We start from the raw sequence: 23,996 nt of genomic DNA on the forward strand, positions 1-23,996 counted from the left end.
TCACCGACCGCTTCCCGGCCGCGGTGTGTGCGGTACGACGACCGCTGCCCGCGCTGATGAGTTGGGCGGCCGTGTCCGCGGTGTCGCGCATGAGGGCGTGCAGTTCGGCCGCGGCCGGGAAGCGGTCGGTGAGTGCGGCCAGGGGGGATGCCGTGGCGCTCGGGAGGGGGGTGCGCAGTTCCGCCCGCAGTTTCACCAGACTCGGGGCGTCGAGGGACACGAGGGCGCCGTCCATGTCGAGCCGTACCGGGGGCAGTTCCCGTCGTACGGCCGGTCGCTGCGCTGCCAGTGCCGTCGGGTCGGCCGTTCCGCCCGCCGCCCACAACGCGACCGCCACGCGCCGGAGTTGGGCCAGTCCGGAGCGGTGGGGCGAGTTGGCGGCCACGACCAGGTGATCGCGTCCGCCGAGTGTGGCGTCGATGAGGGAGCCGAGTTGGCCCGTGCCGACCTGGACGAACGCGCGATGACCGGCGTCGTACATGGCCTCGACGAGCTGGCGGAAGCGCACGGGCTCCAGCAGATGCCGGATGAACAGCGCGCGGACCGCCGACTCGTCCGTGGGATACGGCGAGGCGGTGGTCCCCGACCACAGCGGGACCGTCGGCGGATGGAGGCGGAAGCGGTTCGTGGCCTCCTCGATCGGGGCGAGGTAGGGCTTCAACATCGGTGTGTGGAAGCCGGATTGGAAGGGGAGGACCTGACTCAGCACGCCCTGCGCGCGGAAGGACCGCACGAATCCGTCCACCGCTTCGGCGGGTCCGCACACCATCGACTGGCCCGGCGCGTTGTCGTGGGAGAGCACGATCCCGGCGCCGGTCCATTCGTCGGCCAGCGCCGACAGCACACGCTCGGCGGGGGCGCCGATCGCCCCGAAGGCGAGGCCCGGCACCGTCACCGAGTCGGGGTCGAACGCCTCCATGAAGTCGCTGACCTCGTCCGGCGAGTACACCCCGGCGGCGGTCATCGCGGTCCACTCACCGACGCTGTGCCCGGCGACCGCGTCCGGCACGACACCCATCCGGCGCAGCGCCGCGTCCAACAGCCGCCCGACGCCGACGACATCGAAGCCGTGGCGGCCGACGTCCCCCACCTGTGCGGGAGTCGAGGACTTGGTCGCGCGCAGCCCGAAGTGCGCGGCGACATCCTCGACCCGGGGCGTGAAGTCGCCCTCCAGACCCGGGAAGACGAACGCCAGTTTGCCCCCGCCGGACCCGAGCAGCGGGCTCGGCGTGAACCACACATCGCTACGGCCCTGCCACGCCCGCCCCTTGGCGATCGCCCGGCGGGCGAGCGCGAGCCGCTTGGCGTCCGGGGCGACGATGCCGAGCCGGGAGCGGCCGGCCGGGGCACTGGTTCGCGCTGCGGCCATGGCCAGTACGGCGGAGTCGTCGGCGTCCAGCAGCGCGGCCAGCGCCTCGGGGCTGTCGGCGGCGAGCGTCAGCACGCGTTCCGGCTCGTCGACGACCACGGCGGCCGTCCGTGGTGCGCGTGCGCCCGGCGCCTCCTCCAGCACCACATGCGCGTTGATGCCGCCGAACCCGAACGCGTTGACCGCCGCCCGCCGTACCGGCTGTTCGGACGTCGTCTCCCAGGGCGTCGCCTTCTCCAGCGGACGGAACCGGGTCGCCGCGAGTGCCGGATGCGGGTCGTCGCAGTGCAGGGTCGGCAGCAGCATGCCGTGATGGACGGCGAGGGCGGCCTTGACCAGACCGGCCACCCCGGCGGCCGGCATCGTGTGGCCGATCATCGACTTCACGGAGCCGATGACCGCATCACCGTCGGGCCCGAACACCTCGGCCAGCGTGGCCAGTTCGGCCCCGTCACCGGCCGGCGTCGCCGTGCCGTGCGCCTCCAGCAGACCGATCGAGTCGGGGCGCGCCGGGTCGAGTCCCGCCGCTTCCCAGGCCTGCCGTACGGCGTGGGTCTGGCCGGCCGAGTCCGGGTTGACGAGACTCGCGGCGCGGCCGTCGCTGGACACACCGGTGCCCCGGATGACGGCGTAGATCCGGTCGCCGTCGCGTTCGGCGTCGGCGAGCCGCTTGAGGACGACGACTCCCGTGCCCTCGCCGATCAGGATGCCGTCGGCCTCGCGGTGGAAGGGGCGGATGCGCTGGCTCGGGGAGAGCGCGCGCAGTTGGGAGAACACGCTCCACAACGTGATGTCGTGGCAGTGGTGGACGCCTCCGGCAAGCATCAAGTCGCAGCGCCCGGCGGCCAGTTCGGTCACGGCCTGGTCGACGGCGATCAGCGAGGACGCGCAGGCCGCGTCCACCGTGTACGCCGGGCCGCGCAGGTCGAGGCGGTTGGCGACCCGGGACGCCGCGAGGTTGGGCACCAGGCCGATGACCGACTCGGGACTGTCGGGGCCGAGCCGGTCGGTGAACGCCGTGCGGATCCGGTCGAGCTGGCCGGGATCCAGGTCCGGCAGCAACTCGCCCAGCGTGCGGACGAGTTGGCCCGCCGTGCGGACCCGCTGGTCGAGGCGGACCAGGCCGGGGGTGAGATAGCCGCCCCGGCCGAGCACCACGCCGACGCGCTGCCGGTCGGGCAGGCGGGACTCGCCGCCCGCGTCGGCGAGGGCGGCGGCGGCCACATGGAGGGCGATGAGCTGGTCGGGTTCGGTGCCGGGCACCGAGTTCGGCATGATGCCGAACCGGGTGACCTCGACCTCGGCCAGCCCGTCCACGAAGCCGCCGCGCCGGCAGTACACCTGGTCGGCCACGGCCGGACCGCTCGCGGAGTCCGGGCGGTAGTAGTCCGCGTCCCACCGCCCGTCCGGCACCTCGCTGATGGCGTCCGTGCCGGCCAGCAGATTCCGCCAGTACGCGTCGAGGTCGGCGGCGCCCGGCAACAGCACCGACATTCCCACGATGGCGACCGGCACTTGACGGTCCGTCATGGCTACCAGCCCGAAGCGGTGTAGACGACGGCTCCGGCCGACTCGTCGCCGAAGGCGAGTTCGCGCAGCAGCGCCGCGGTGCCCTCCTCGGGGTCGATCAGCGAGATGCCGCGCCGGGCGTACTCGCGTCCCAACTCCGGGGTGACCATGCCGTGGTGACCGCCGGTGGGCGCCCACGGACCCCAGTGCACGGTCAGCGCGCGGTGCCCGGTACGGGCGGCCCAGGCGGTGCCCAGGTTCTGGAGGGCGTCGTTGGCGGCGGCGTAGTCGACCTGTCCGCGGTTGCCGAGCACGGCCGAGATGGAGCCGAACAGGACCGCGAAAGCAGGGCCGTTGGGGAGTTGCTCCAGCGCCGACAGCAGGGTCTCGGCGCCGTGGGTCTTCGTGCCGTAGACCCGCTGGAAGGACTCGGTGGTCTTCTCGGCGATCAGCCGGTCCTCGATGACCCCGGCCGCGTAGACGACACCGTCGAGGCGGCCGTGTTCGGCGTGGATCTCCTTGACCGCCTGGAGCGCGGCATCCGGTTCGCGGAAGTCCACGGAGTGGTAGCGGGCCTGGCTGCCGAGCGCCGTCAGTTCGTCCAGGGTCGCGGTGATCTCCCGCTGGGCGAGCAGGAGTTCGGCGGTGCGGTTGATCTCGGCGGGGGTGAGCCCACCGCCCTGCCGGGCGAGGGCGGCGCGCAGTTCGGCCGGGGTGCGGGCGCCCGCCGTCGCCGGGTCCTCGGGACCGGCCGGGGCGGGCGTCCTGCCCAGCAGTTCGACACGGCACCGGGAGGCGGCGGCGAGGGCGACGGCGAACTTCGCGGTGATGCCCCGCGCACCACCCACCAGCAGCACCACCGAGTCGCGGTCGAGCCCGATCGCGGCGGCTTCGGCGACCCCGTCACCGGCCGGTCCGGCGCCGTTCGTCGCGAGTGCGCCCAGCGGGGTCTCCACCAGCTCAAGTCCGTGTCGTCCGGCGGCGGTTCGCAGCACCACCGGCTCCGTGCCGGGGGCGAGCAGTTCGGCGATCAGCGCGTCGGCGACGGCGGTCGGCGCGGTGTCCGCGAGCTCGACGACCCGGGCGACGGTGTCCGGATACTCCCGGGCCACCGTACGGAACAGCCCGTGCAGCCCCGCCGATCCGCCGTCCGCGCCCTGAACCGCGAGGAGTTGGCGCGGGCCGCGTCCCAGTGCCGCCTGGAACACGGGGAACGCGTCGGGCAGCACCGGCGCCGACGCGGTGAGCGGCGCGAGATACAGGACGGCGTCCACCTGGCCGTCGGCTTCGGTGAGTTGGTGCTCGGGAGCGACGATCACCGCGTCGGCGCCGTACGAGGACAGGCGCGCGGCGACCGCCTCCGGGCCGTCACCGTCGCCGTGGACGAAGAATCGTCGGCCGCTCAGGACGGAGGCCGGGTCAGCCGGGTTGTCGCTGTCCTGGTGCGGCAGGAGTACCGGCCGGAGTTGGAGGCGCTTCGGTGCGGAGCCGGTGACCTCGTCCTGCGGGGAGGTGCCGGCCGGGGTGGTGTCGCCTGCCGGAGTGCTCTCGACCGGGGCCGGGGCGGCGGGCTCCGTAAGGCGTGCCGACAGCCAGCCCGTGACGGAGGCCGCCGTGCGGGCCTTCGCCAGGTCCTCCAGCTCGGAGTCGTCGAGCATGGCGATGTCTGTCCCGCCGCCGATGCCCAGGCGTTGGGCCAGTTCGCCGGCGATCTCGGCCCGCTTGATGGAGTCGATGCTGAGGTCCGCCTCCAGGTCGAGATCGGGCTCGATCATGTCGACGGGATAGCCGGTGCGTTCGCTGATGATCTCCAGGACGACCCGGAGCACATCGGCCTCGGTGACGGCCTCGGGAGCCGACTCCGGCTGAGCGGTGGGCTGTTGGGGTATCGGAGCCTCGGCGGCCGGCAGCGCGGCCAGCTGCGGGAGCGCCTCGACCACGGCGGGCGCGGGTGCGGGCACCCAGGTTCCCTGCGGCACCGTGGCCTGTACCGCGCCGAAGTACGTCAGCAGGACGTCCCGTTGCGCGGCCACCATCTCCCGGCTGGTGCGCAGGAATTCGGAGATGAGCGCGTCCCTGTTCGCCTCGCCGGGGGCACCGGCGGTTCCGTCGGCGGGGTTTGTCGTCACAGTCGTCTCCACAACGCGTCGGGCCGGTGCGAGGGCACCGGGCAGAAGTGCTCCGGCGGCGGTACGGACGAGTTGTCCGTCGACCGTCCAGCCGGGTCGCGAGGGCACGGGAGTCCGGGCCGCGTCGACGGCGTCGCGCCCGTTGAACAGCCATCCGGTCCGCACCGGCAGCCCCGCGACGGCCAGTTGGGCCAGCGCGTCGAGCCAGCCGCGCAGCCCGCTGTCCGGCCGGGGCTCGCACGCGACCGTGCGGTGCGGGCGGTCGCCGAGGATCTGGTCGACCAGCCGGGTCAGCACGGATCCGGGTCCGGCCTCGACGAAGACCCGCGCCCCCGCCTCGTACATCGCCTCGATCTGCGCGACGAAACCGACCGGGGAGCCGATCTGCGCGGCGAGTTCGGCCCGTACCGCGTCGGCGTCGTCGCCGTACGGGGCCGCCGTGCGGTTGGACCACACCGGGAACTCGGGGGCGAGCACCGGCCGTTGGGCGAGGGCTCGCGCGAACCGCTCGCCCGCCGCCGCCACCAGCGGGCTGTGGAAGGCGCAGGCGACGGGGATGCGCTTGGCGCCGAGTCCGGCCTCGCGCAGCAGCCGCACGGCAGTGGCGACGGCCTCGGTGGGACCCGAAATGACCGTCTGGCGGGGCGAGTTGTGGTTGGCGACGACGACGGAGTCGGGGGCGCCCGCCGCCTTCAGGGCCTGCTCGACGTCCTCGGCACCGGCCGCGACCGCGGCCATCGTGCCCGGGTCGTCGGCGCCGGTGGCTTCGAGGATCGCCGCCGCGCGTTCGGCGCTCAGCTCCAGCAGCGCCTCGGGCGCGATCGCGCCCGCCGCGCACAGGGCGACCAACTCGCCGTAGCTGTGCCCGGCCGCCATGTCGGGCCGTACGCCCGCCTCGGTGAGCAGGGCGTGTGCGGCCAGCCCGGCGATGCCCAGCGCGGGTTGCGCGACCCGGGTGTCGGTGAGGCCGGCCTGCTGGCGGTCGCGGGCGGCGTCGTCGAAGGCGGTGGGCGGGTAGAGCGCGTCGGCGTGGTCGCGGCCGAGGTGCAGATAGTGCTGCAATTCGGGGAACGCGATGAACACGTCGGCGAGCATGCCGGGCCGCTGACTGCCCTGACCGGGGAAGAGGAACGCGAGCTTGCCGGTCGAGGTGTCCGCGTCCGCTGCGGTCTCCGCGAGGTGGACGCCCCTGGCCGGATCGTGTTCACCGGCCAGCGCCCAGCGCAGTTGCCCGGTCAGCTCCTCCACGTCCCGTGCCACGACGGCCACTTGCACAGGCTCGTGCCGGGCGTCCGCGCGGCGGGACGCGCTGAGGGCGAGGTCGCGCAGCTTCCAGGAGCCCGTCTCGGCGAGCTTCAGGATCTCCTCTATGCCCCGCCGCGCCGCCGTCCGGTCCGTGCCCCGGAAGGTGAACAACTCGGCGGGCCACGCGTCCAGTCCGTGCGCGGGCGGTACGGCATCGCCGTAGGCCTGGATCACCGTATGGAAGTTGGTGCCGCCGAAGCCGAACGCGCTGAGTCCCGCGACGCGTTCCTCGGCGGGGGCCGCCCAGGGCCGTGGCCGGGCGTGGAAGACGAACGGGCTGTTGTCCTCCTGCCAGGCCGAGTTGGGCTGCTTCATGTGCAGGGTGGGCGGCTTGACGCCGGTGTAGAGCGACAGCACGGTCTTGATGAGACCGGCGAGTCCCGCGGCGCACTTCGTGTGCCCGATCTGGGACTTGACCGAGCCGAGCGCACAACTGCCCGTCGCCGCGCCGGACTCGGTGAACACCTCGCTGAGGATGGACAGTTCGGTGCGGTCGCCGACGACCGTCCCGGTGCCGTGCGCCTCGACCAGGCCGACCTCGGCGGGGGAGACGCCCGCGTTGCGGTACGCCCGTTCCAGCGCGGCCCGTTGGCCCTCGGGCCGGGGTGCGGTGAGGCCCAGGGAGCGGCCGTCGCTGGAGCTGCCGACCCCCTTGATGACGCCGTAGATCCGGTCGCCGTCCCGCTCCGCGTCCGCGAGCCGCTTGAGGACGACGCACGCGACACCCTCGCCGAGCGCGATGCCGTCCGCCGAGCTGTCGAAGGCGCGGGAGCGGCCGGTGGGGGACAGGGCGTGCACGGAGGCGAAGAGGACGTAGTCGTTGATGCCGTTGTGGAGGTCGGCGCCCCCGCACAGCACGACATCGCTGGTGCCGCCCACGAGTTCCTTGCAGGCGACGTCGACGGCGGCCAGCGAGGACGCGCAGGCCGCGTCGACCGTGAAGTTGGCCCCGCCGAGGTCGAGCCGGTTGGCGATCCGGCCCGAGATGACGTTGGAGAGCATGCCGGGGAACGAGTCCTCGGTGAGGGTGGGGAGTTGCTCCTCGACGCCCTGCGGGATCTTCCCGTAGTAGGACGGCAGTACGGCGCGCAGCGTGGTCGCGTTGGACAGGTCGCTGCCCGCCTCCGCGCCGAACACCACGGAGGTGCGCGCGCGGTCGAACTCCCGCCCCCGGTCGCCGTATCCGGCGTCCTCCAGCGAGCGCCGGGCGGCTTCGAGGGCGAGCAGCTGCACCGGTTCGATGCTGCCGAGGGAGGTCGGCGGGATGCCGTAGCGCAGCGGGTCGAAGGGGATGCGCGGCAGGAAGCCGCCCCACTTGGACGGGGTGGCGCCGCCCTTGTCGGGCGAGTAGTGGACGGCGGGGTCCCAGCGGTCGGGCGGGACCTCGTCGACCGCGTCGTGGCCGCCGAGGATGTTCGCCCAGAACGTGGGGAGGTCGGGGGCCTGCGGGAACATGCACGCCATGCCGATGACAGCGATGTCCAGCGGGGCGGGTGCCGCCGGCTCGACATTCTCCTCAAGTCCCAGGCGGACGCGGGCGGTTCGCGTGCTGTCGGCCAGGAACCCGGCGGCCTCCTCGGTCACCGAGCGGTGCAGGGCGTCGATCGTGGTGGTCGCCGAACGCAGCACGGCGACCTCGCCGGCCATGAACATCCCCTCGGCGAGCTGACGTTGCTCGTCGACGGCGGCCAACGCGCCGTCCGCGTCCCGCTCCACGCCCTTGCTGGCGATCCGCAGCCGGCCGACGTTGAGCCGCTCCAGCTTCTCCCAGATCTGGCGGTCGGGTACGCCCTCCGCACGCAACCGGGCCTCGAAATCGAGGTAGTTGTCGCTGAACGGACTCGGTACGCAGCGGGTGGCATGACCGGGCGCGGTCTCCAGGAGCGCGGTCCGGGTCGCCCGGATCACCTGCTCCTGGAACAGGGGCTGGACCGCCCCGCGCGTCACCGCCTCCTCCGTGAACAGATAGGCGGTGCCCATCAGGACGCCGACGGCGGCGCCGCGCGCGGTGAGCGGCGCGGCGAGCGCGGCCACCATCGCCGCCGAGCGTCCGTCGTGCACGCCGCCCGCGAAGAACACCTCGACGCGCTCCGCCGTGCCCGGCTCGGCGGTCGCCAAGAAGTCGTCCAGGACGGCGAGTTGGGCCTCCCAGAGCGGGAAGCTGCCGCGCGGTCCGACATGCCCGCCGCACTCGGACCCCTCGAAGACGAACCTGCGTACCCCCGCGTCCAGGAACTGCCGCAGCAGCCCCGGCGAGGGCACGTGCAGGAAGGTGGCGATCCCGGCCCGCTCCAGCGCCTCGGCCTGCGAGGGACGGCCGCCCGCGATGATCGCGTGCGTCGGCCCCAGCTCCCGTACGGCTTCGAGCTGGGCGTTGCGCAGCTCCTCCGGCGCGAAGCCCAGCACCCCGACACCCCAGGGCCGGTCGCCCACGGCGGCGCGGGTCTCGGCCAGCACCGCACGCGACTGCTCGCCGCTCGACAGGGCCAGCGCGACGAACGGCAGGGCTCCGCCCTCCGCGACGGCCGCGGCGAACTCCGCCTGGTCGCTGACACGGGTCATCGGGCCCTGGGCGACGGGGAGTCGAGTGCCGAGGGCCCGGCTCATCCGGGAGCCGGCGCGCAGGGCGTCGGCCGGTCGCTCGTCGCGTACGGATTCCCTGATGGCGGCGGTGAGTTCACGCACCGTACGGCCTGTGTCGCCCCAGCGCTCGGCGAAGCGCGCGGCGAGGAAACCGTCCTGGCCGACCGGCAGCAACTGGGTGCGCGGGTCACGGGCGCCGAGCAGCTCGGACACCCGCTCGGCGGGCACCTGGGGGGCGTCCGGGCCGCGGCGCAGCAGCACCCGGTGACCGGCCACCAGCGTCGTCTCGGACCCGTCCATCGAGCGCAGCGCGGCGGCGGCCGCCTCGGGCAGACCCGACTCGGCGAGCAGTGCCAGTTGGCTGTCCAGGACGACCCCGGCCGCGCCACCGGCCACGGCGGCGGCGGCCGTATGCGGGCCGATGCCGCCGCAGGCCCAGACCGGGACGTCCACACCGGGCTCGGCGAGCAGCCGCTGGAGCAGCACGAAGGTGCTCAGCTCGCCCACCGGGCCGCCGCTTTCGGCACCGCGGGCGATCAGCCCGTGCGCACCGGCGCGGACCGCCGTGAGCGCCTGCTCCGGGTCGGTGACCTCGACCAGTACCCGGTACTTTTCGGCGACCTCGTCGATCCGCCAGGGCGCGCCCGCGGCGAGGACCACGGTGTCCGGGGCGGCGCCACCGCCCGCCGCGAGGTCACCGGGACCGACCCGGCAGTGGGCCGTGATCCGTACCCCGAACGGGCCGGGGGACCAGCGCCGGATACGCGCCAGGGCCTCTCTGGATCTTCGGTCGCCCGGCCCCATGTCCAGTACCCCCAGCCCGCCGGCGCGGCTGACGGCCGCCGCGAGTCGGGCATCCGGTTCATGGAACGGAGTGATTCCAATGATCAGTTCTGCGGCGCGCGCGACAGACGTCATGATTCTCCGAATAAACGGTGAAACTGCACGGTGGGGGGTTTCGGCAGGGGACGCCGATTGAATTCGCAGAGGCGCGAGATGGCTGATGAAAAGCTAGCCCCCTGTTACTCGTCGGTCAACAACGACAAGGCAAGCAGCATGTGTAGGGGAGTGATCCGGCCAGCCGAAAACCGGACCCCAAACAACCGAAAACCCGGCCAATTTCCTTCAGAGGGCACAGCATTCGGACCGCAGTGGCGCAAGCGGTCCAAAAGCCCCCGATATTCATCCGGGGCTCACAGTCCCGAAACACCACTGACGGCGGGACGGAATTATGTAAACGTTGGGTGTCGATGCCTCCTCGCATAAGCCGCGCTAGGTTGGCATCCATGAGCACACCGCGGGACCTGATGATCGTCGCCCTGGATGTCGCACCGGACCGCCCCGTCGAGACCGGTGATCTTTCGCTCGCGCTCGCCGGAGCGGAGGTGATCGACCTGCTCGCCGCCGAAGTCGTGGCGCTGGACGGCGACTTGATCGTGCCGAACCTCCAAGTCGCACTGCCGGACGGCCTGTTGGACCAGGCGGCGACCGCGCTGGTACGGCAGGCGCCGTACGAGTCGGTCGAGGACTGGCTGTGGCGGCGGGGGCGCGGCCTCTCCTCCGCCTATCTCGCCGCGCTGGAGGCGGAGGGCCTGGTCGCCCGGCAGCGCGGCCGCTGGCTCCCGGTCCGCACCGGGAGGACGGCCCTGGTCGACTCCCCGGCCCGCAGCCGCGCGGCGGACCGCTGGGCGGAGGGCGAACCCGTCCTCGCCCAGCTCGCCGCGGCCGCCGGGATCGGCGAGGTGTCGGACGAGGACTCCGCGAAGGTCACCGACGAGTCGCTGGACACGGTCCTGGCCGTCGTCCACGACGCGGTGACGGAGCTGGAGGCGGTGCGGCAGCGGAAGAGTGTGGAGGACGCGGCGTACGACAATGTGTGGCGCGGGATGTGACGGCTGCGCCGGCCGGGCCGGCGGTGGGCGGGTGCCGGTGGGCCGCGGTCCGTCCGGCGCGCGCCCACGCGTCCGCCCGGCCTCGGTGACGAGTCCCCTGGGCATGCCGTCCCGCTCGGCTCTCGGGGCGCGGGGCGACGTCCCGGACGTCTGCCGCGGATGCCGCAACTGCCCGCAAACCAGGGTCAGTTGATGGTCGTGTGTCTCGGGTGACGCCACGTGACGCATGGTAGTCGCATCCGTGCCGCCCGGCCTAGGGTCCTCCCCGGGCCCGCATATGCCTGGTGGCGGGCGTTGGCCAGTTGTCATGCCCTGTGGAGGGCAGCCATCTTCCGTAACCCCTTCGAGTGCGTAACCATGAAGGGGGATGCGTGTGTCATCGGCGATGAGGGGGACGAGCCGTGGATCTGTCGGCACTTGATGTCGAGACCGAATTGGTGGATCTCTCGGACGTGCCGGTGGCGGACCTGGGTTCCCTCGACTCCGTCGGACTGGCCGACCAGGCCGGGCGTCTGCTCGCGCTCATCGACGAGCCGCCCACGCTCGGCAACTCCAGCGGCGCCGGCTGCTGACAGCGCGGATGGCGGGTCCGGAGTCGGCGGTCGATGAGGAGGGCCATGTCGGTTGACGGACCCGCGCGCCACCGCCTGACGGCCGATCAGGTCCTGGAACTCGCCCAAGGCGGCGGGGGCGTGGCCTCCGTCGCGGTGCTGCGGTCCGCTCAGCGCAGCCGTCGGCTGGTGTTGTTACGGGCCCTGGTCGAGACCGTGGACGGGCGCCCGCCGCACGGCACCGGCCTGCCACCCGCGCAGCGCGCCTGGGAACTCCTCGGGCGGGCGGAGAGCGCGGACCGGGACGCCGTGGAGGCGGTCCTTCTCCATCCCAGCGTGGGGAGTTGGCTGACCCGGGCACTGCGCGCACTGCGTGCCGAGGACGGTTCCACGCCGGGGTCGACGGCGCTGCGCGACGCCGGCCATGTGCACGCCCTCGCCGCCGCGGCGGCCCTGAAGGCCGGGATCACCTTCCGCGCGGTCGTCCAACTCGTCGACGAGGGCCTGCTGTTGCCCTCCGTGGGCTGTGCGCCGCTCCCCGATCGGCCCGCCGCCACCGTCGAGGTGTACCGAGATCGGCGCGGCGCCGGAGTGCGCTGCGCCTCGGGGACCGTACCGTTACCCGACGACCTCACCCGGGACGGGCCCGGCTGGTGGGCGCTGCGCCGGCTGCGGTCGACACCCGAACTCCCTTCCTGCGCGCCCCTGTTGGAGGACCTCGACCCCTGGCGGCACTATCTGCGCCGCTTACCGGTCGAGCGGCTGGACGAGACCGAGGCCGCCGTGTGGCAGAGCCGGTACGAGGCCGCCTGGGAGCTGGTGCGCGGCCAGCGCAGAATCGATCCCGCCGGGGTCGCCGACTGCCTCCTCGCGATCACCCCGCTGCCCGACCGCAGCCCCGCGGAACTCTTCAGCGGCAGCGCCCCCGAGTCGTACGGCGGCGCGTTGATGAGCAGACCGGCGCGGCCCGTGGACATGGCCGCCGCCCTCGTCCACGAGGCCCAGCACACCAAGCTCAGCGCACTGCTCGACCTCGTCACCCTGCTGCGGGGCGGCCTGGAGGAGGTCCACTACGCGCCCTGGCGGCCGGACCCCAGGCCCCTGCGCGGAATCCTCCACGGGGTGTACGCGTTCCTGGGCGTCGCGACGTTCTGGCAGGCCCGGCGTGAGGGACCGGACATCGGCGACGCCGAACGTGCCGAGGCCGACTTCGAGTTCGCGTTACGGCGGAGTCAAGTCGAAGAAGGGTTACGGGTGTTGTGGGCCGAGGGGACGCTGACCGACCTCGGCGAGCACTGTCTGCGCGGTATCGAGCGCTCGCTCACCGTACTCCTGAAGGAACCGGTGCCCGCGGCGGCGGCCCTCGCGGTCGAGGAGGCCCGCGACGACCATCGCATGGTGTACCGGCTCTCCCAACTCCGGCTCGACGAGGCCGAGTTGACTGCCTGGGTGGACGCCTACGACGACCGCAGACCGCCCCCGCTCCGGGCCCCCGACGCCCACCCGCAGGCCGGTCCCGTCGCGGCCGAGATCCGCACCCGGCTGGTCCGAGTCCGCCTCGGTGACCCGGAGCGTTTCGCCCGGCTCCGTGACGATCCGCTGACCGGCGCCGGAGCCTCCCGCACGGACTACGCGTGGGCCGCGGGCGAACGCGAGACGGCACTCGCCGGCTATCGACGTCAGGTGGGCAGGCACCCGGAGGACCCCACCGCCTGGTCCGGACTCGCCCTCAGTCTCCCCGAGGGGCAAGCCCGGGAAGCCCTTCTGCACCGCCCCGAACTGGTCGCCGCCGTCCACCGCGAACTACGCCGCCGAGGCACCCCGCAGACTCCGGAGGCGGTGGCCGAATGGACCGCGGAACCGGCCGCCAGGTCCGAAGGGGACGACTGACGCGCGGCGGACCCGGTCGGCGTCGAGGAAGGCGACAGCCCGTCCCGAGCCGGAGGCCCGGCCGGACGGCACCCGTTCACGAACTTGAGGCGCTGTGTCCGCCGCCCGAACGGACCCGGGCGGCAGACACAGTGGCGGCGGACCGGCCGGCCCGCCGCGTCGGTTCAGCGGTGTGCCTCCACGTCGCAGTCCGCGCGCATCCCGCGTACGCAACCCACCGTGGCGGGGTGGTTGGCGCCCAGCACGGTGCGGTAGCGCTGCAGTGTGTCGGCGTGGATGGTCTCGCCCTCCTGGCTGCGGCCCAGCGCCCGCAGGTCCAGTGAGAGGTTCATGGCGCAGGCGAGGGTCGCCGGGTGGTTCTCGCCCAGCCGCGTCCGGCAGACCGGCAGCGTGCGCTCGTCGATCTCGGCGGCCTCCGCGTAGTCCGCGAGCGCGTAGTGGTCGCTCGCCAGATTGATCGCGATCGACAGTGAGCCCGGGTGGTCGGCGCCCAGCACCTCGGCGTGCGTGGTGTACGTCTCTTTGTCCGACGTCAGCGCCTGCTCCGCCTCGCCCAGCAGCCGCATGGTCACCGCGAGGTCGGCGGCGGCGGCGAGCACATAGGGATGCCGGGGGCCGAGCACGTCCCTGAGCGTCTTCAGGCACTCGGCACCCACCGTGCGGGCCCGTTCCAGTTCGGCGTTCTGCCGCAGGTCCATGGAGACGTTGAGCACGGTCGCGGCCACGTTGAGGTTCCGCTCGCCGAACCTGCTCCGGTACAGGCGGAGCGTCTCCTCGTTCAGCTCCAGCGCGCCCGCGTGGTCACCGGCCTTGCGGCGGGCCACGGCCAGGGTCCGGGCCGCGATCAGACTGATCGGCGCCGTACGGTCCCTGATGGCGTGCCGTACGCGTTGCAGGGCCTCCTCCTGCATCTGCCTGCTGGCGAGGTAGTCGCCGGTCTCGCGGACGTCGATGGAGAGGTTGGTGGTGATCAGCAGGGTGAGCAGGGCGTCGTAGCCCAGTGACCTGACCGCCGACTCCCGTGCCTGGGTGTCGATCTCCAGCGACTCCTCGAACTTGCCGACCAGGCGCAGCGCGAGGGCGTAGTCGTTGGCGGCGGCCAGGGTGGTGGGGTCGCCGTCGCCGTTCTCGCGCCTGGCCCGCCGCCAGCGGTCCTCCTCCAGTTCCACGGAGGCCGCGAAGTCGCCGCGGATCTGCGCGTTCTCCGACACCGCGCCGATGGCGCCGAGCGTGTTGGGGTGGTCGTCGCCGACGGTCGCCCGCAGCAGCCGCAGGTTCTTGTCGTTGAGGTCCGAGGCCTCCTTGAAGTTGCCCAGGGTGCGCAGGGCGTGGCCCAGGGTGGAGGCCACGGCGAGGGTCTGGAGGTCGGACTCGCCGAGCCGTTCGGTCCAGGCCTCGACCACTTCACGGCCGTACTCCCGGCAGGTGACGTGGTCGCCCGAGGTGTGGAGATAACGGACGACGTTGCGCACCATGTCGCGCACCCAGCCGTCGTCGCAGTCCACCGCGCGCGAGAACCGGGCGTGCACCAACAGCTCCGCGTAGCGCGGCCAGTTGTTCACGGCCATGTCGCCGGGGTCGTAGGTGGCGAGCAGGATGTGCGCCGCGTGCCGCATGTCGGCGCGCTCCTGCGGGGACATGCGGCCGACCAGGACGGCACGGACCAGACGGTGCATGTGGATCGTGTTGTCACGGTGGTTGATCTTGATGAGGGAGTACCGGCTGATCTCCCGGATCGCCTGCCCCAGTTTGACCGGATCGCGCAGCACTTCGGTGAGTTCCGCCGGGAGTTCGACCCCGCGGACGCCGGTGAAGATACGGCGGGCGATCGGTTCGGGCGCGAAGAACGAGCAGGCTTGCAGAAGTTGATGGGCTCCCGGATGACGCTCGGCGAGACGGCCCAGCGACATGTTCCAGGCGGCGGCGACCGGTTCCGGGTAGTCCACGGGCACTCCGGAGGCCAGCAGTTCATTGCGCTGGGAGTCCAGATCGGCCCGTTCGTCCTCGAAGATCTGGAGGTACTCGTCGACCGGCATACCGGTCTCGGACAGCCAGGCCGCGGCCTGTTCGAGGGCCAGCGGCAGATTGCCCAGCGCGTCCGCGACCCGGGCGGCCTGGTCCGGTTGCAGCTCCGGGCCGCGCCGGGCCAGGAGTTCGACGCTCTCCTCGGTGGTGAACACGTCGATGTCGACGGTCCGCGCGATACGCCCCCACTGCGGGTTGCGCGAGGTCACCAGGATCTTCCCCGGGCCGCCGAGCGGGAAGAACTGCCGTACGACCTCCGGGTCCTCGGCATTGTCGAAGACCAACAGCCACCGGTGGTACGGGCGGCCGGTCCGCAGGGCGTTGAGCACCGCCGCGATGGTGATCTCCTGCTCGCCGCCGGTCTCGATGCCCAGCGCGCCGCCCAACTGGGTCAGCGACACCCGGATCTGCTCGGGTCGTTCGGCGGAGATCCACCAGATCACGTCGTATTCATCGGCATGCTGATACACGTATTCGACGGCGATCTGGGTTTTCCCCACGCCGCCCAGACCGTGGAGTGCCTCGGGCAGTACGGCCGCCGCTCCCTCGAGGGTGAGCCTGCGGTGGAGGGCATCCAATTCCTTGCCCCGGCCGGTGAAACTCTGGTTCCGGGGTTGGACGTTCCACACCGGGACGAGATCTCCGGCCCGGCGCTCCTCCACGGCGGGCCCGCTCCGGGCGAGGGGGAGTGACACTGGGTCTCCTTCTGTGTATTCTTCGGGTAATTCAACTGGTACTGGATTACGTTGGTTTGTGGTTCCGGCCTCGGGTGGATCTTGGCTCGGATTCTGTGCCTGCGCCACGTTGATCACCTCGGGGCCCTGAATAATTGCAGTGGTTGATTCCCCCTCCTGCCCGGTGCCAGGGGGTGGGTGAGCTGGTGCGTATTGCTCCAGACGGCTGCGGAGCGAGCGGGAGGACGCCAAGTACGGGCCGCTGAGCGCGCGAGCCACTTTCACCTGGATGGCGGCATACGGAATGAGCCGTTCGTGCAGCGTGAGCTCCGTCGCCGGGGTATGCGGATCGTCGAGCAGCGCGCCGAGTTCACGCAAAGGCTGCCAGTTCCGGCCGAGCCGTTCGAGAGTGCTGCGCAGAAGATAGCGTGTCTCGTCCCGCGAAGGCGCCGCCGACAACATCAGATCGCGCACTCCGTCATGGAATTCGTAAGCAATTTCCGATTCGTTCAACGGATTTGTTCCGACCTGCCGCAGCAGGCCGCTCAGGAGAACTTCGGCCAATTCTCCGGGGCCTGTTCCGCTGTCGCCGGTCTGTAAGGCGAATTCCATCGTCGGAATGTTCAGGGGAATTGCGGAGAGCCTGGCCGCGAGTTCCCAGGCGGCCGGACTCGCGTCGGCCCTGAAACGGGAGACCCGCTCCATCGCGTTAGGCACCGAGGCTTCTTCGGGGAACGCCTCGGCGAGCGCGAACTGCCCCGGTGAGGTCACCCACAACTCCTGCGCGCCCGGCCGCAGCCCCGCCGCCACCTGCGCCCAGCGGGCCAGCCAGGACGGCGCCAGTTCGAGCACGGGGACCACGGGACCGTCCTCCTGTACGGCACCCCGCACCTGCCAACTCCCGTTCGGGGCACCCGGACCCGGCACCCGCACCCGGGCCAGCCGCGCGGGCAGACCGGTGCGGTGCCAGGCCGACTGCGCGAGGACGTGCACCACCGCCACCGACGCGTGTCGCGCCCACTCGCCGAGCAGCCGGGCCGCCCGTCCGCTGCGCCAGCCCGGACCGACCCCGTCGGTCAGCAGGAGGACCACCTGCCGACCCAGGTCCGGCCGGCGTACCGGCAGGGTCGACCGGCCGATGTGCCAGGAGGGTTCGGTGTCGGCGAGCTTGTCCCCGTCGATCTCGTGCACCCGGATGTCGCGGAAGGCCCCGGTGTGCCGGAGCACCTCCTCGAACTCGGCCGCGGGCCGCCGCCACACGGTCATCGAGGAACTGACGTCGACGATCAGCGCGGCGTCCATCCACCGCTCCCGCAACGGCCGGTACTCGGGCACCCAGCGGCTGCTGAGCGCGGCCGACTCCGCCGTCGCCTCCTCGTCCAGCTCCACCTCGGTCGTCGAGAGGGTGGGCCGCTTGAACGGCCGTAACGCTCGCGTGAGTTCACGGCTGCGGCTCGGCACCGACGTCACCCAGTGCGCCGTCGCGGAACCGTGCGCCGAGCGGGCACCGCCAGCGACGGCCGAGCCCGGCGGGCGCCCCACGAGCCCGCCGAGCTGGGCGAGCAGACCCCCGGGCCGGTGGTCCGTCGTGCTCTGGCCACCGCGCCCGGGCAGGTCGGTGGAGCCCGGGCCCCGATGGCCGGGGTCGGGCTGCGGCGAGGTGTGCTCGTCCTCGGGCAGGGCGTCGGTCGGCAGGGGAGTGGACAGGTCGAGGTCGGATCGCGACGGGCCGCCGGTGCCCGTCCGGTTCCCGGCGGGGTCGGTGCCCGCCCCGTTGACCAGGAGGATCAGTGCGTCGGCGATCTCGGACCAGGAGATGCCCAGCGGCTCGTCGGTGTCCGGTTCGCCGCTGCCGTGCCGCGTCACGTGTCTCTCACACCGTCTAGGCGGTGCCAGACGGCGCGCAGCAGCGTGTCCCAGTCGGCGCCGCGGGAGTACGCGCCGGAGGTGGCCAGCCAGATCGAGTTCAGCAACTGATCGGTCGCCAGGCCCTCCTCCTGCGCGCTGTGCTCGGCGAAGGTGCGGATGAGTTCGGCGACGCGCGGGTCCTTGTCCTGCGGGCCCAGATGGGCGGCCACGATGTCGGCCAGACGCTTGGGTTCCGGTTCCTCCATGTGCAGGTGCAGACAGCGGCGCAGGAAGGCGGGCGGGAAGTCCCGTTCACCGTTGCTGGTGATGACGACGAGGGGGAACTCCCGGCAGCGGACCCGGCCGTTCTCGATCAGCACCGTGCGGTCCGTGTCGTCCGACCGGACCTCCACCACCGACTGATGACTGCGCATGCGCGCCAGCTCGGGCACGGTGAACTCACCGGCCTCGAAGACGTCGAGCAGGTCGTTCGGCAGGTCCATGTCGCTCTTGTCGAACTCGTCGATCAAGAGCACACGGGGCAGCGCGTACGGGAGCAACGCCGTCCCCAGCGGCCCGAGTTCGAGGAACGAGCCGATGTTCGAGACAGGGGTGTCCGCCGTCGGACGCGGTGCGTCGCCGGGCGCCGGGGCGTCGTAGGTCGCGGCGGCATGGATCCGGCCCACGGCGTCGTAGCGGTACAGACCGGACCGGAGGGTCGTGTGGGACGTGATCGGCCAGCGGAGCACCCGCCCCAGCCGCAGCTCTCTGCTGATCCGGTACGCCAGCGTCGACTTGCCGGTGCCGGGGCGTCCCGTCACCAGCAGCGGACGGCGCAGGATCAGGGCGGCGTTGACGAGATCGGCCTCGGTGGGGTCCGCGGGCATGCCGTTGAGAGTCGCGCCGAGCCGGCGCCGCAACTCGGCCTCGCTCTCCGGAGGCGGGGTCGCCTCGACGGGGACGGCGGCGGCGCTGCCGGGGTCCTTCCTGCCCGAGCCCACCGCGCCGTTTGAGCCGGCGTCCGCGTCCGCGCCGGGGAGGAGTGCCGAGCGGCCGTCGAAGGTCCGCCAGGGCGGTGCCGGGGGCAGGTTTTCGGACAACTCGAAGTCGTGGAGCGGCAGTCCAGTGCCCCGGTAGATCCACCAAGGCCGCGGAATGCGTGATTCCGCCGCCGCTGTGCCGTCCCCGTCGAACGATGCCGTGCCGGTCATCGACCGCCCACCCCCTGGTCCGGTCCCGCCAACGGCTGGTGGCTCTCGATGGGCCGCGTGGGGTCGTCGAACAGCAGAACCAAGTGGTGACCCGGATGGTTGTCGCGGCCGTTCAAAGAACCCCCGTGGGCTTCGGTTCGCAATTGTGTCACGGCCTCGCGCAGCCCTGGAAGGTCGTGGAGCATGCCGTAAATGCGGTCGTCGGCCTGAACAACGCCCCGTTGTGCCGTCACGTCACGCGAGTCCCAGAGAAGAGCCGGCAGGCCGCAGCGCAAGGCGATCAGCGCCTCCCGCGCGCTGTCCGTCGCGGGTTCCGGCGGACCCGACAGCAGCAGACAGCCGATGGATCTGTCACCCCTCAACCGGGCGTCCAGCGAAGGGAGATCGTCGCACCGCGGATCGTCGTGCCCCGGACCTCCCATGACAAGGGGCCGCGCCAGCTCGGGAGTTCGGGACAGGGACGTCCAGCGCTGCTTCCACGCGCGATGCCAGCGAGGCGTCCGGCAGCGGGTGAGCGAACGGACCACCACGCAGTATCCGACCCCCAGGGAAGCGGGCTCGGGGCTGTCGATCTCGATCCGGAAGCGATGCACCGGCAGATTCAAGTCCTCCTGCCCGAGGGCGAATTCGACGTGAATTCGATCCGCGTCCCGGGCCCAGTCCTCGTCCGCCTCGAAGACCAGCCGCTCCACCTCGCGCTCCGCCTCCGCGAGCGTCACGTCGACGCTCGCCTCCTGCGCGGGCCGCCACGACGTGGGCTCGTCGGGGTCGTAGTGCCGCCACGAGGTGAGCCGGTAGCGCCCGGGTTCCTCCCGGCGCAGCAGCCGCACCACCAGATAGGCGTTGCCCGGTTCCGGGCTGTGCGCGTACGCCACTTGCTGGCGCAGGCTGCGCAACTCCGTGAGCAGGGACAGACCATGGGCCTGCGCGTCGTTCCAGGCGCGCAGCGCGATGCCCCGCTCGTACGGCGCCTCGGCGGCCACGTACTCGACGAAGGCCATCGTGGTGGGGAGCCCGTCGGGGCGGGCGTTGAGCCGGCTCAGCCCCTCGAAGGCGCTCCACGGGTCGTCGTACGGCGGCACCTGGCGCAGTCCGCCGGCGGCCCTGCGGCACAGGTCCGGCAGGTTGGGCAGGGCGAAGCCGTCCAGCAGCGGGCGGAGCGTCATCATCTCGCCGACCGGGAGCGCCGGGTCGGCCAGCAGATCGTCCGTCAGCCGGCGCAGTTCCGCCACGTCCTCGTTCAGGGCGGTGAGCGCCTCGTGGAGGGCGCGCATCGTGCGCGGGTTCTCCAGACAGGCCCAGGCGAGTTCGAGGAGGAAGTAGTGCGCCACGTCGTGTTCCCGGACCGGGGGAGGAGCGCCGAGTTCCTTGGCCATCAGACGCAGGCACAGGGCTCTGGAACTCCTCTCCTGCAGACTGCCGCACCTGGCCAAGGCTTCCGCCAGCTCCCGTACTAGTCCGAGACCGCCGCCCCCGTAGGCAGTCATTCCCCCATCCCTTCGTCGCCGTGCGCGACGGGAATGCGCGGCACTTTGCCACATCCGCCGCCGTCCGTCAGGGTTCTTCGAGAGATCAAGTACTACTTTTCACTTACGAGTTGATGACGCATCAGTTCCTCCCGCAGTGCCTCCACCGACGGCGCGTCCGGCCGCAGGGTCTCCAGGGCGTCCATCAGCCGGGACCAGCCGTCGGTGAACTCACAGGTCTGCAACAGCGCCAACGCCTCCTGGTGCTGGTTCGGTTGACGGCTGACCAGCACCGAGACCTCCGGCAGCAGATCGAGCAACTGCTGCCAGGTGACCGGGTTGGTGAGCCCGGGCACCGTCAGCAACAGCCCCGTGATCGCGCCGAGTTGCCGTACCGACAGCCGAGGCCGCACCACCCCCCGCCCCGGCACGACATCCAGCACCGACACCAACTCGAACGCGAACGCCGCCGCGTGCGCCGCCGCCACCGGCTGCCACACGGCGTCGTGCGCCCCGTCCTTGTCGCCGAGCAGGTCCGAGACGCCCCGGACGACCAGGGCCTGTACGGCGGGGTTGATGCGGGCGGCCGTGAGCAGGCCGAGGGCCTCCATCTCGACGGCCAGCGCGTCGCCCGCCGACTCGCTCAGCAGCCGACCGGAGGCCGAGCGGGCATGGGCGACCAGCTTCGCGCCCGTTGCCAGCGCGCCGATGTGCGCGGCCGGGGGCCGGGCGGGCACGGGGAGGATCCGCTGCTGCCAGGTGGCGTCGGCCGCGACCAGCCGGGCCTTCTGCACCAGGGCGAACGACGACGGCCAGGACTTGATACGTGGCCGGAATCCGTCCTCCTCGTCCCGGCCGCTCTCATAGCCGTAGACCGTGTCGGCCACCACCACGTCCCCCAGCGCGGCGTCCTTGCGACCGCCCGCGACCCCCACCAGCAGCAGCACGTCGGGACGCAGATGCCGGATCGCCCGCTCGCACAGCGCGGCCGCCAACTCGTTCCCGGGGCCCGCCAGTTGGACGGCCACCGTGTGCCGGCCGAAGCGGGCGAGTTCGTAGGTGGCGCCCTCCCACGTGCGCCGCGTGCGGCCGGGTTCGAGATGGCGGACGACGGCCCGGTACTCGGGCTCGATCGCCGTCAGCACGAAGACGTCGACGGCGCGGCCCTCCTGCGCAGCCACAGACGGTGCCCCCTCCCACCACGGACCGCCCCCGTCACGATCCGGACCTCCATGGTGCGGGATCGGCGCTGCCAGGGGAACGGTCCGGCCGCCACGTCATCGGGACGAGGCCGCCCCCGGCGGAGACGAGGCAGCCCGCAGCGGAATCGTCATCGTGAACACCGTCGCCCCGGGCTCCGACGTCAGCTCCACCGTGCCGCCGTGCGCCTTCGCCAGCGACCGCGCCACCGCGAGGCCCAGCCCGCTGCCGCCCCGGTCCCGGGTGCGGGCCTTGTCGACGCGGTAGAAGCGGTCGAAGACCCGGGCGCGGTCGTCCTCGGGGATGCCGGGGCCCGCGTCCACGACCCGCACCGACGCCGCGCCGGGCGCGACCGAGAGCGTCACCGACACCGGTGTCCCGGGCGGGGTGTGCACGGCCGCGTTGGTGAGGAGGTTGTCCAGCACCTGCCGGATACGGACCGGGTCCACCCGCAGCGGTACGGGTTCCTCGCTCAGCTCGGCCGTCAGCGGGTGGTCCGGGTGCCCCGCGCGGAAGGCGTCCGCCGCCTGCCCCACCAGCTCCACCAGGTCCGCGTCCCGCAGCCGTATCGGAGTCTCCACGTCCGCCGCGTCGAGGCGGGCCAGCAGGAGGAGGTCGTCGAGGAGGACGCCCATGCGGGCGGCCTCGGCGCGCAGCCGGGCCAGGTGCTTGTCGCGCTCCTCGGGGACGTTCGCCGCCGCGTACTGGAACAGGTCCGCGTAGCCGCGCACCGACATCAGCGGGGTCCGCAGCTCGTGCGAGGCGTCCGCGACGAACCGGCGCAGCCGCTGCTCCGCCTCCGCGCGCACCGCGAGGGAGTCGTCGATGTGCTCCAGCATCGTGTTGAACGCGGTGCGCAGCTCCTCCACCTCGGGCCCGCCGTTGCGGTTCTCCGCGCGCAGGGGGAGCCGGGCCGCCGAGTCGGTCAGGTCGTGCGAGGCGATGCCGTGCGCGGTGTGCGCCATGTCGCTCAGCGGCTGCAGCCCGCGCCGCAGCAGCCTGCGGCCGAGCACCACCAGCGCCAGCAGGGCAAGACCGAAGGCGACCACCTGGATGATCACCAGCTGTCGTACCGTGTTGTCGATCGCGTCCGTCGGCGCGCCGCTGACCAGCACCACACCGGGCTCGACCTCGCAGCCGCGCAGCCGGTACTCGCCCTCGCCGCTGAGGTCGCTGGTGCGCAGCACCTCGGTGCCCTTGGAGATCTGGGCCCGCGCCACGGCGGTGAGGCCGGCGATGTCCGACGGCAGGTCCGAGCTCTCCTCGGGCTTGCGGAGCACCGGGGTGCCGTCCTTGACGTCGTACACGGCGTAGTACCAGCGGTAGTACTTCTTGCCCTGGAGGGAGCCGTTCGCCGCGATGGACTTGGACTGGGCGACCTGGGCGAGCCCGAGCTGGTCGTCGAGCTGGTTCGACAGGTAGTCCCGCATGTACGTCGTCAGAGCCGTGCCCACGACGGCGAACACCACCAGGGCCAGCGCCCCGAGCCCCAGCGCCAGCCGGGTGCCGAGCCGCAGCCGCCGGTACGTCCGCCGCAGCCGTCCGATCATTCGGCGGCCTGCCGGATCACATACCCGAAGCCGCGCACGGTGTGGATCAGCGGATCGTGTCCCTCGTCGAGCTTCCGGCGCAGCCGGCTGACCACCAGTTCCACCACATTGGAGCGGCCACCGAAGCCGTACTCCCACACGTGGTCGAGGATCTGCGCCTTGGTGAGCACGGTCGGCGACTTCCGCAGCAGATAGCGCAGCACCTCGTACTCGGTCGGGGTGAGCGTGATCAGGTGGTCGCCGCGCCGCACCTCCCGGGTGTCCTCGTCCATCGTCAGGTCCGCGACCCGCAGCACCGAACGCGGGAAACCGGGCCCGGCGCTGCGCCGCAGCACGGTCCGCAGCCGGGCCATCAGCTCCTCCACGGCGAACGGTTTGACCAGGTAGTCGTCACCGCCCCGGGTCAGCCCCGCGACCCGGTCGGCGACCGCGTCCCGGGCCGTGAGGAACACCACGGGCACCATCGTCCCCGAGTGCCGCAGCCGGTCCAGCACACCGAACCCGTCGAGCCCCGGCAGCATCAGATCGAGCACCACGATGTCCGGCGCGAACTCGGCGGCCACGGTCAGCGCCTCCTCACCGGAGTACGCGCACGCGGCCTCCCAGCCCTCGTACCGGGCGACCGTCGCGACAAGGTCGGCGATCGGCGGGTCGTCGTCCACGACGAGGAGTCGTACTTTGTCCACCCGCTCATACTGCGCCACCCACCCACCGACGCCAGACCCGCGGCACCGCCACACCCACATCGATAACCACTTGAAAGTTCTTCGACAGGAAAACGACAGCCCCCCGAG

Annotated in this window: 11 protein-coding genes; 3 read left to right on the forward strand and 8 right to left on the reverse strand. The window is 72.3% G+C overall.

Translation table 11 applies throughout. The features are described 5' to 3' along the window. Positions 1–2,899 (reverse strand): type I polyketide synthase (locus tag JHN63_RS08040; RefSeq protein WP_200678341.1); only part of this gene is annotated, 2,899 nt, incomplete at its 3' end. A 2-nt stretch (positions 2,900–2,901) separates the two neighbouring features. Continuing rightward, entirely contained in the window at positions 2,902–9,813 is a 6,912-nt protein-coding gene (locus JHN63_RS08045; RefSeq protein WP_200678342.1) for a type I polyketide synthase, read from the reverse strand. A 368-nt stretch (positions 9,814–10,181) separates the two neighbouring features. On the opposite strand from JHN63_RS08045, the gene JHN63_RS08050 reads away from it, so the two are divergent. The 3 genes from JHN63_RS08050 (at position 10,182) to JHN63_RS08060 (ending at position 13,228) form a co-directional block, all read left to right on the forward strand. After that, positions 10,182–10,787: a GPP34 family phosphoprotein gene (locus JHN63_RS08050; RefSeq protein ID WP_200678343.1), complete on the forward strand. Its 606-nt coding sequence runs from the start codon at positions 10,182–10,184 to the stop codon at positions 10,785–10,787. Positions 10,788–11,188: 401 nt separating this feature from the next. After that, positions 11,189–11,359 (forward strand): hypothetical protein, encoded by a 171-nt coding sequence (locus JHN63_RS08055; protein ID WP_200678344.1) that lies wholly within the window; start codon positions 11,189–11,191, stop codon positions 11,357–11,359. A gap of 45 nt (positions 11,360–11,404) precedes the next feature. After that, positions 11,405–13,228 (forward strand): HEXXH motif domain-containing protein, encoded by a 1,824-nt coding sequence (locus JHN63_RS08060; RefSeq protein WP_200678345.1) that lies wholly within the window; start codon positions 11,405–11,407, stop codon positions 13,226–13,228. Between the two features lie 164 nt (positions 13,229–13,392). On the opposite strand, the gene fxsT is transcribed toward JHN63_RS08060, so the two are convergent. The 6 genes from fxsT to JHN63_RS08090 all read right to left on the reverse strand — a co-directional run bounded on the left by fxsT (position 13,393) and on the right by JHN63_RS08090 (position 23,888). After that, positions 13,393–17,793, reverse strand: coding sequence for an FxSxx-COOH system tetratricopeptide repeat protein (gene fxsT / locus JHN63_RS08065; protein WP_307781846.1), 4,401 nt, complete (start codon positions 17,791–17,793; stop codon positions 13,393–13,395). Further along, complete coding sequence (locus tag JHN63_RS08070; protein WP_200678346.1) at positions 17,790–18,986, reverse strand: MoxR family ATPase; 1,197 nt, start codon at positions 18,984–18,986, stop codon at positions 17,790–17,792. The genes fxsT and JHN63_RS08070 overlap by 4 nt, the downstream gene beginning before the upstream one ends. Further along, positions 18,983–20,527, reverse strand: a complete 1,545-nt coding sequence (locus JHN63_RS08075; RefSeq protein ID WP_307781847.1) for a hypothetical protein — start codon at positions 20,525–20,527, stop codon at positions 18,983–18,985. Before JHN63_RS08075 ends, JHN63_RS08070 begins: the two co-directional genes overlap by 4 nt. A gap of 38 nt (positions 20,528–20,565) precedes the next feature. Next, positions 20,566–21,633: a hypothetical protein gene (locus JHN63_RS08080; RefSeq protein WP_200678349.1), complete on the reverse strand. Its 1,068-nt coding sequence runs from the start codon at positions 21,631–21,633 to the stop codon at positions 20,566–20,568. Positions 21,634–21,729: 96 nt separating this feature from the next. Further along, the gene (locus JHN63_RS08085) at positions 21,730–23,202 is read right to left on the reverse strand and encodes a cell wall metabolism sensor histidine kinase WalK (RefSeq protein ID WP_200678350.1); all 1,473 of its coding nucleotides are present in this window, start codon (positions 23,200–23,202) and stop codon (positions 21,730–21,732) included. After that, positions 23,199–23,888, reverse strand: coding sequence for a response regulator transcription factor (locus JHN63_RS08090; RefSeq protein ID WP_200678396.1), 690 nt, complete (start codon positions 23,886–23,888; stop codon positions 23,199–23,201). Before JHN63_RS08090 ends, JHN63_RS08085 begins: the two co-directional genes overlap by 4 nt. Between the last annotated feature and the right edge of the window lie 108 nt (positions 23,889–23,996).

It is taken from the genome of Streptomyces sp. MBT65, from assembly GCF_016612545.1.
Classification (GTDB): Bacteria; Actinomycetota; Actinomycetes; order Streptomycetales; family Streptomycetaceae; genus Streptomyces.

Coding starts and splice junctions, on each gene's coding strand:
- JHN63_RS08085 (WP_200678350.1), bottom strand. CDS start 23,202: ATGATCGGACGGCTGCGGCGGACGTACCGGCGGCTGCGGCTCGGCACC.
- JHN63_RS08050 (WP_200678343.1), top strand. CDS start 10,182: ATGAGCACACCGCGGGACCTGATGATCGTCGCCCTGGATGTCGCACCG.
- JHN63_RS08075 (WP_307781847.1), bottom strand. CDS start 20,527: ATGTGGCAAAGTGCCGCGCATTCCCGTCGCGCACGGCGACGAAGGGAT.
- JHN63_RS08070 (WP_200678346.1), bottom strand. CDS start 18,986: ATGACCGGCACGGCATCGTTCGACGGGGACGGCACAGCGGCGGCGGAA.
- JHN63_RS08045 (WP_200678342.1), bottom strand. CDS start 9,813: ATGACGTCTGTCGCGCGCGCCGCAGAACTGATCATTGGAATCACTCCG.
- JHN63_RS08060 (WP_200678345.1), top strand. CDS start 11,405: ATGTCGGTTGACGGACCCGCGCGCCACCGCCTGACGGCCGATCAGGTC.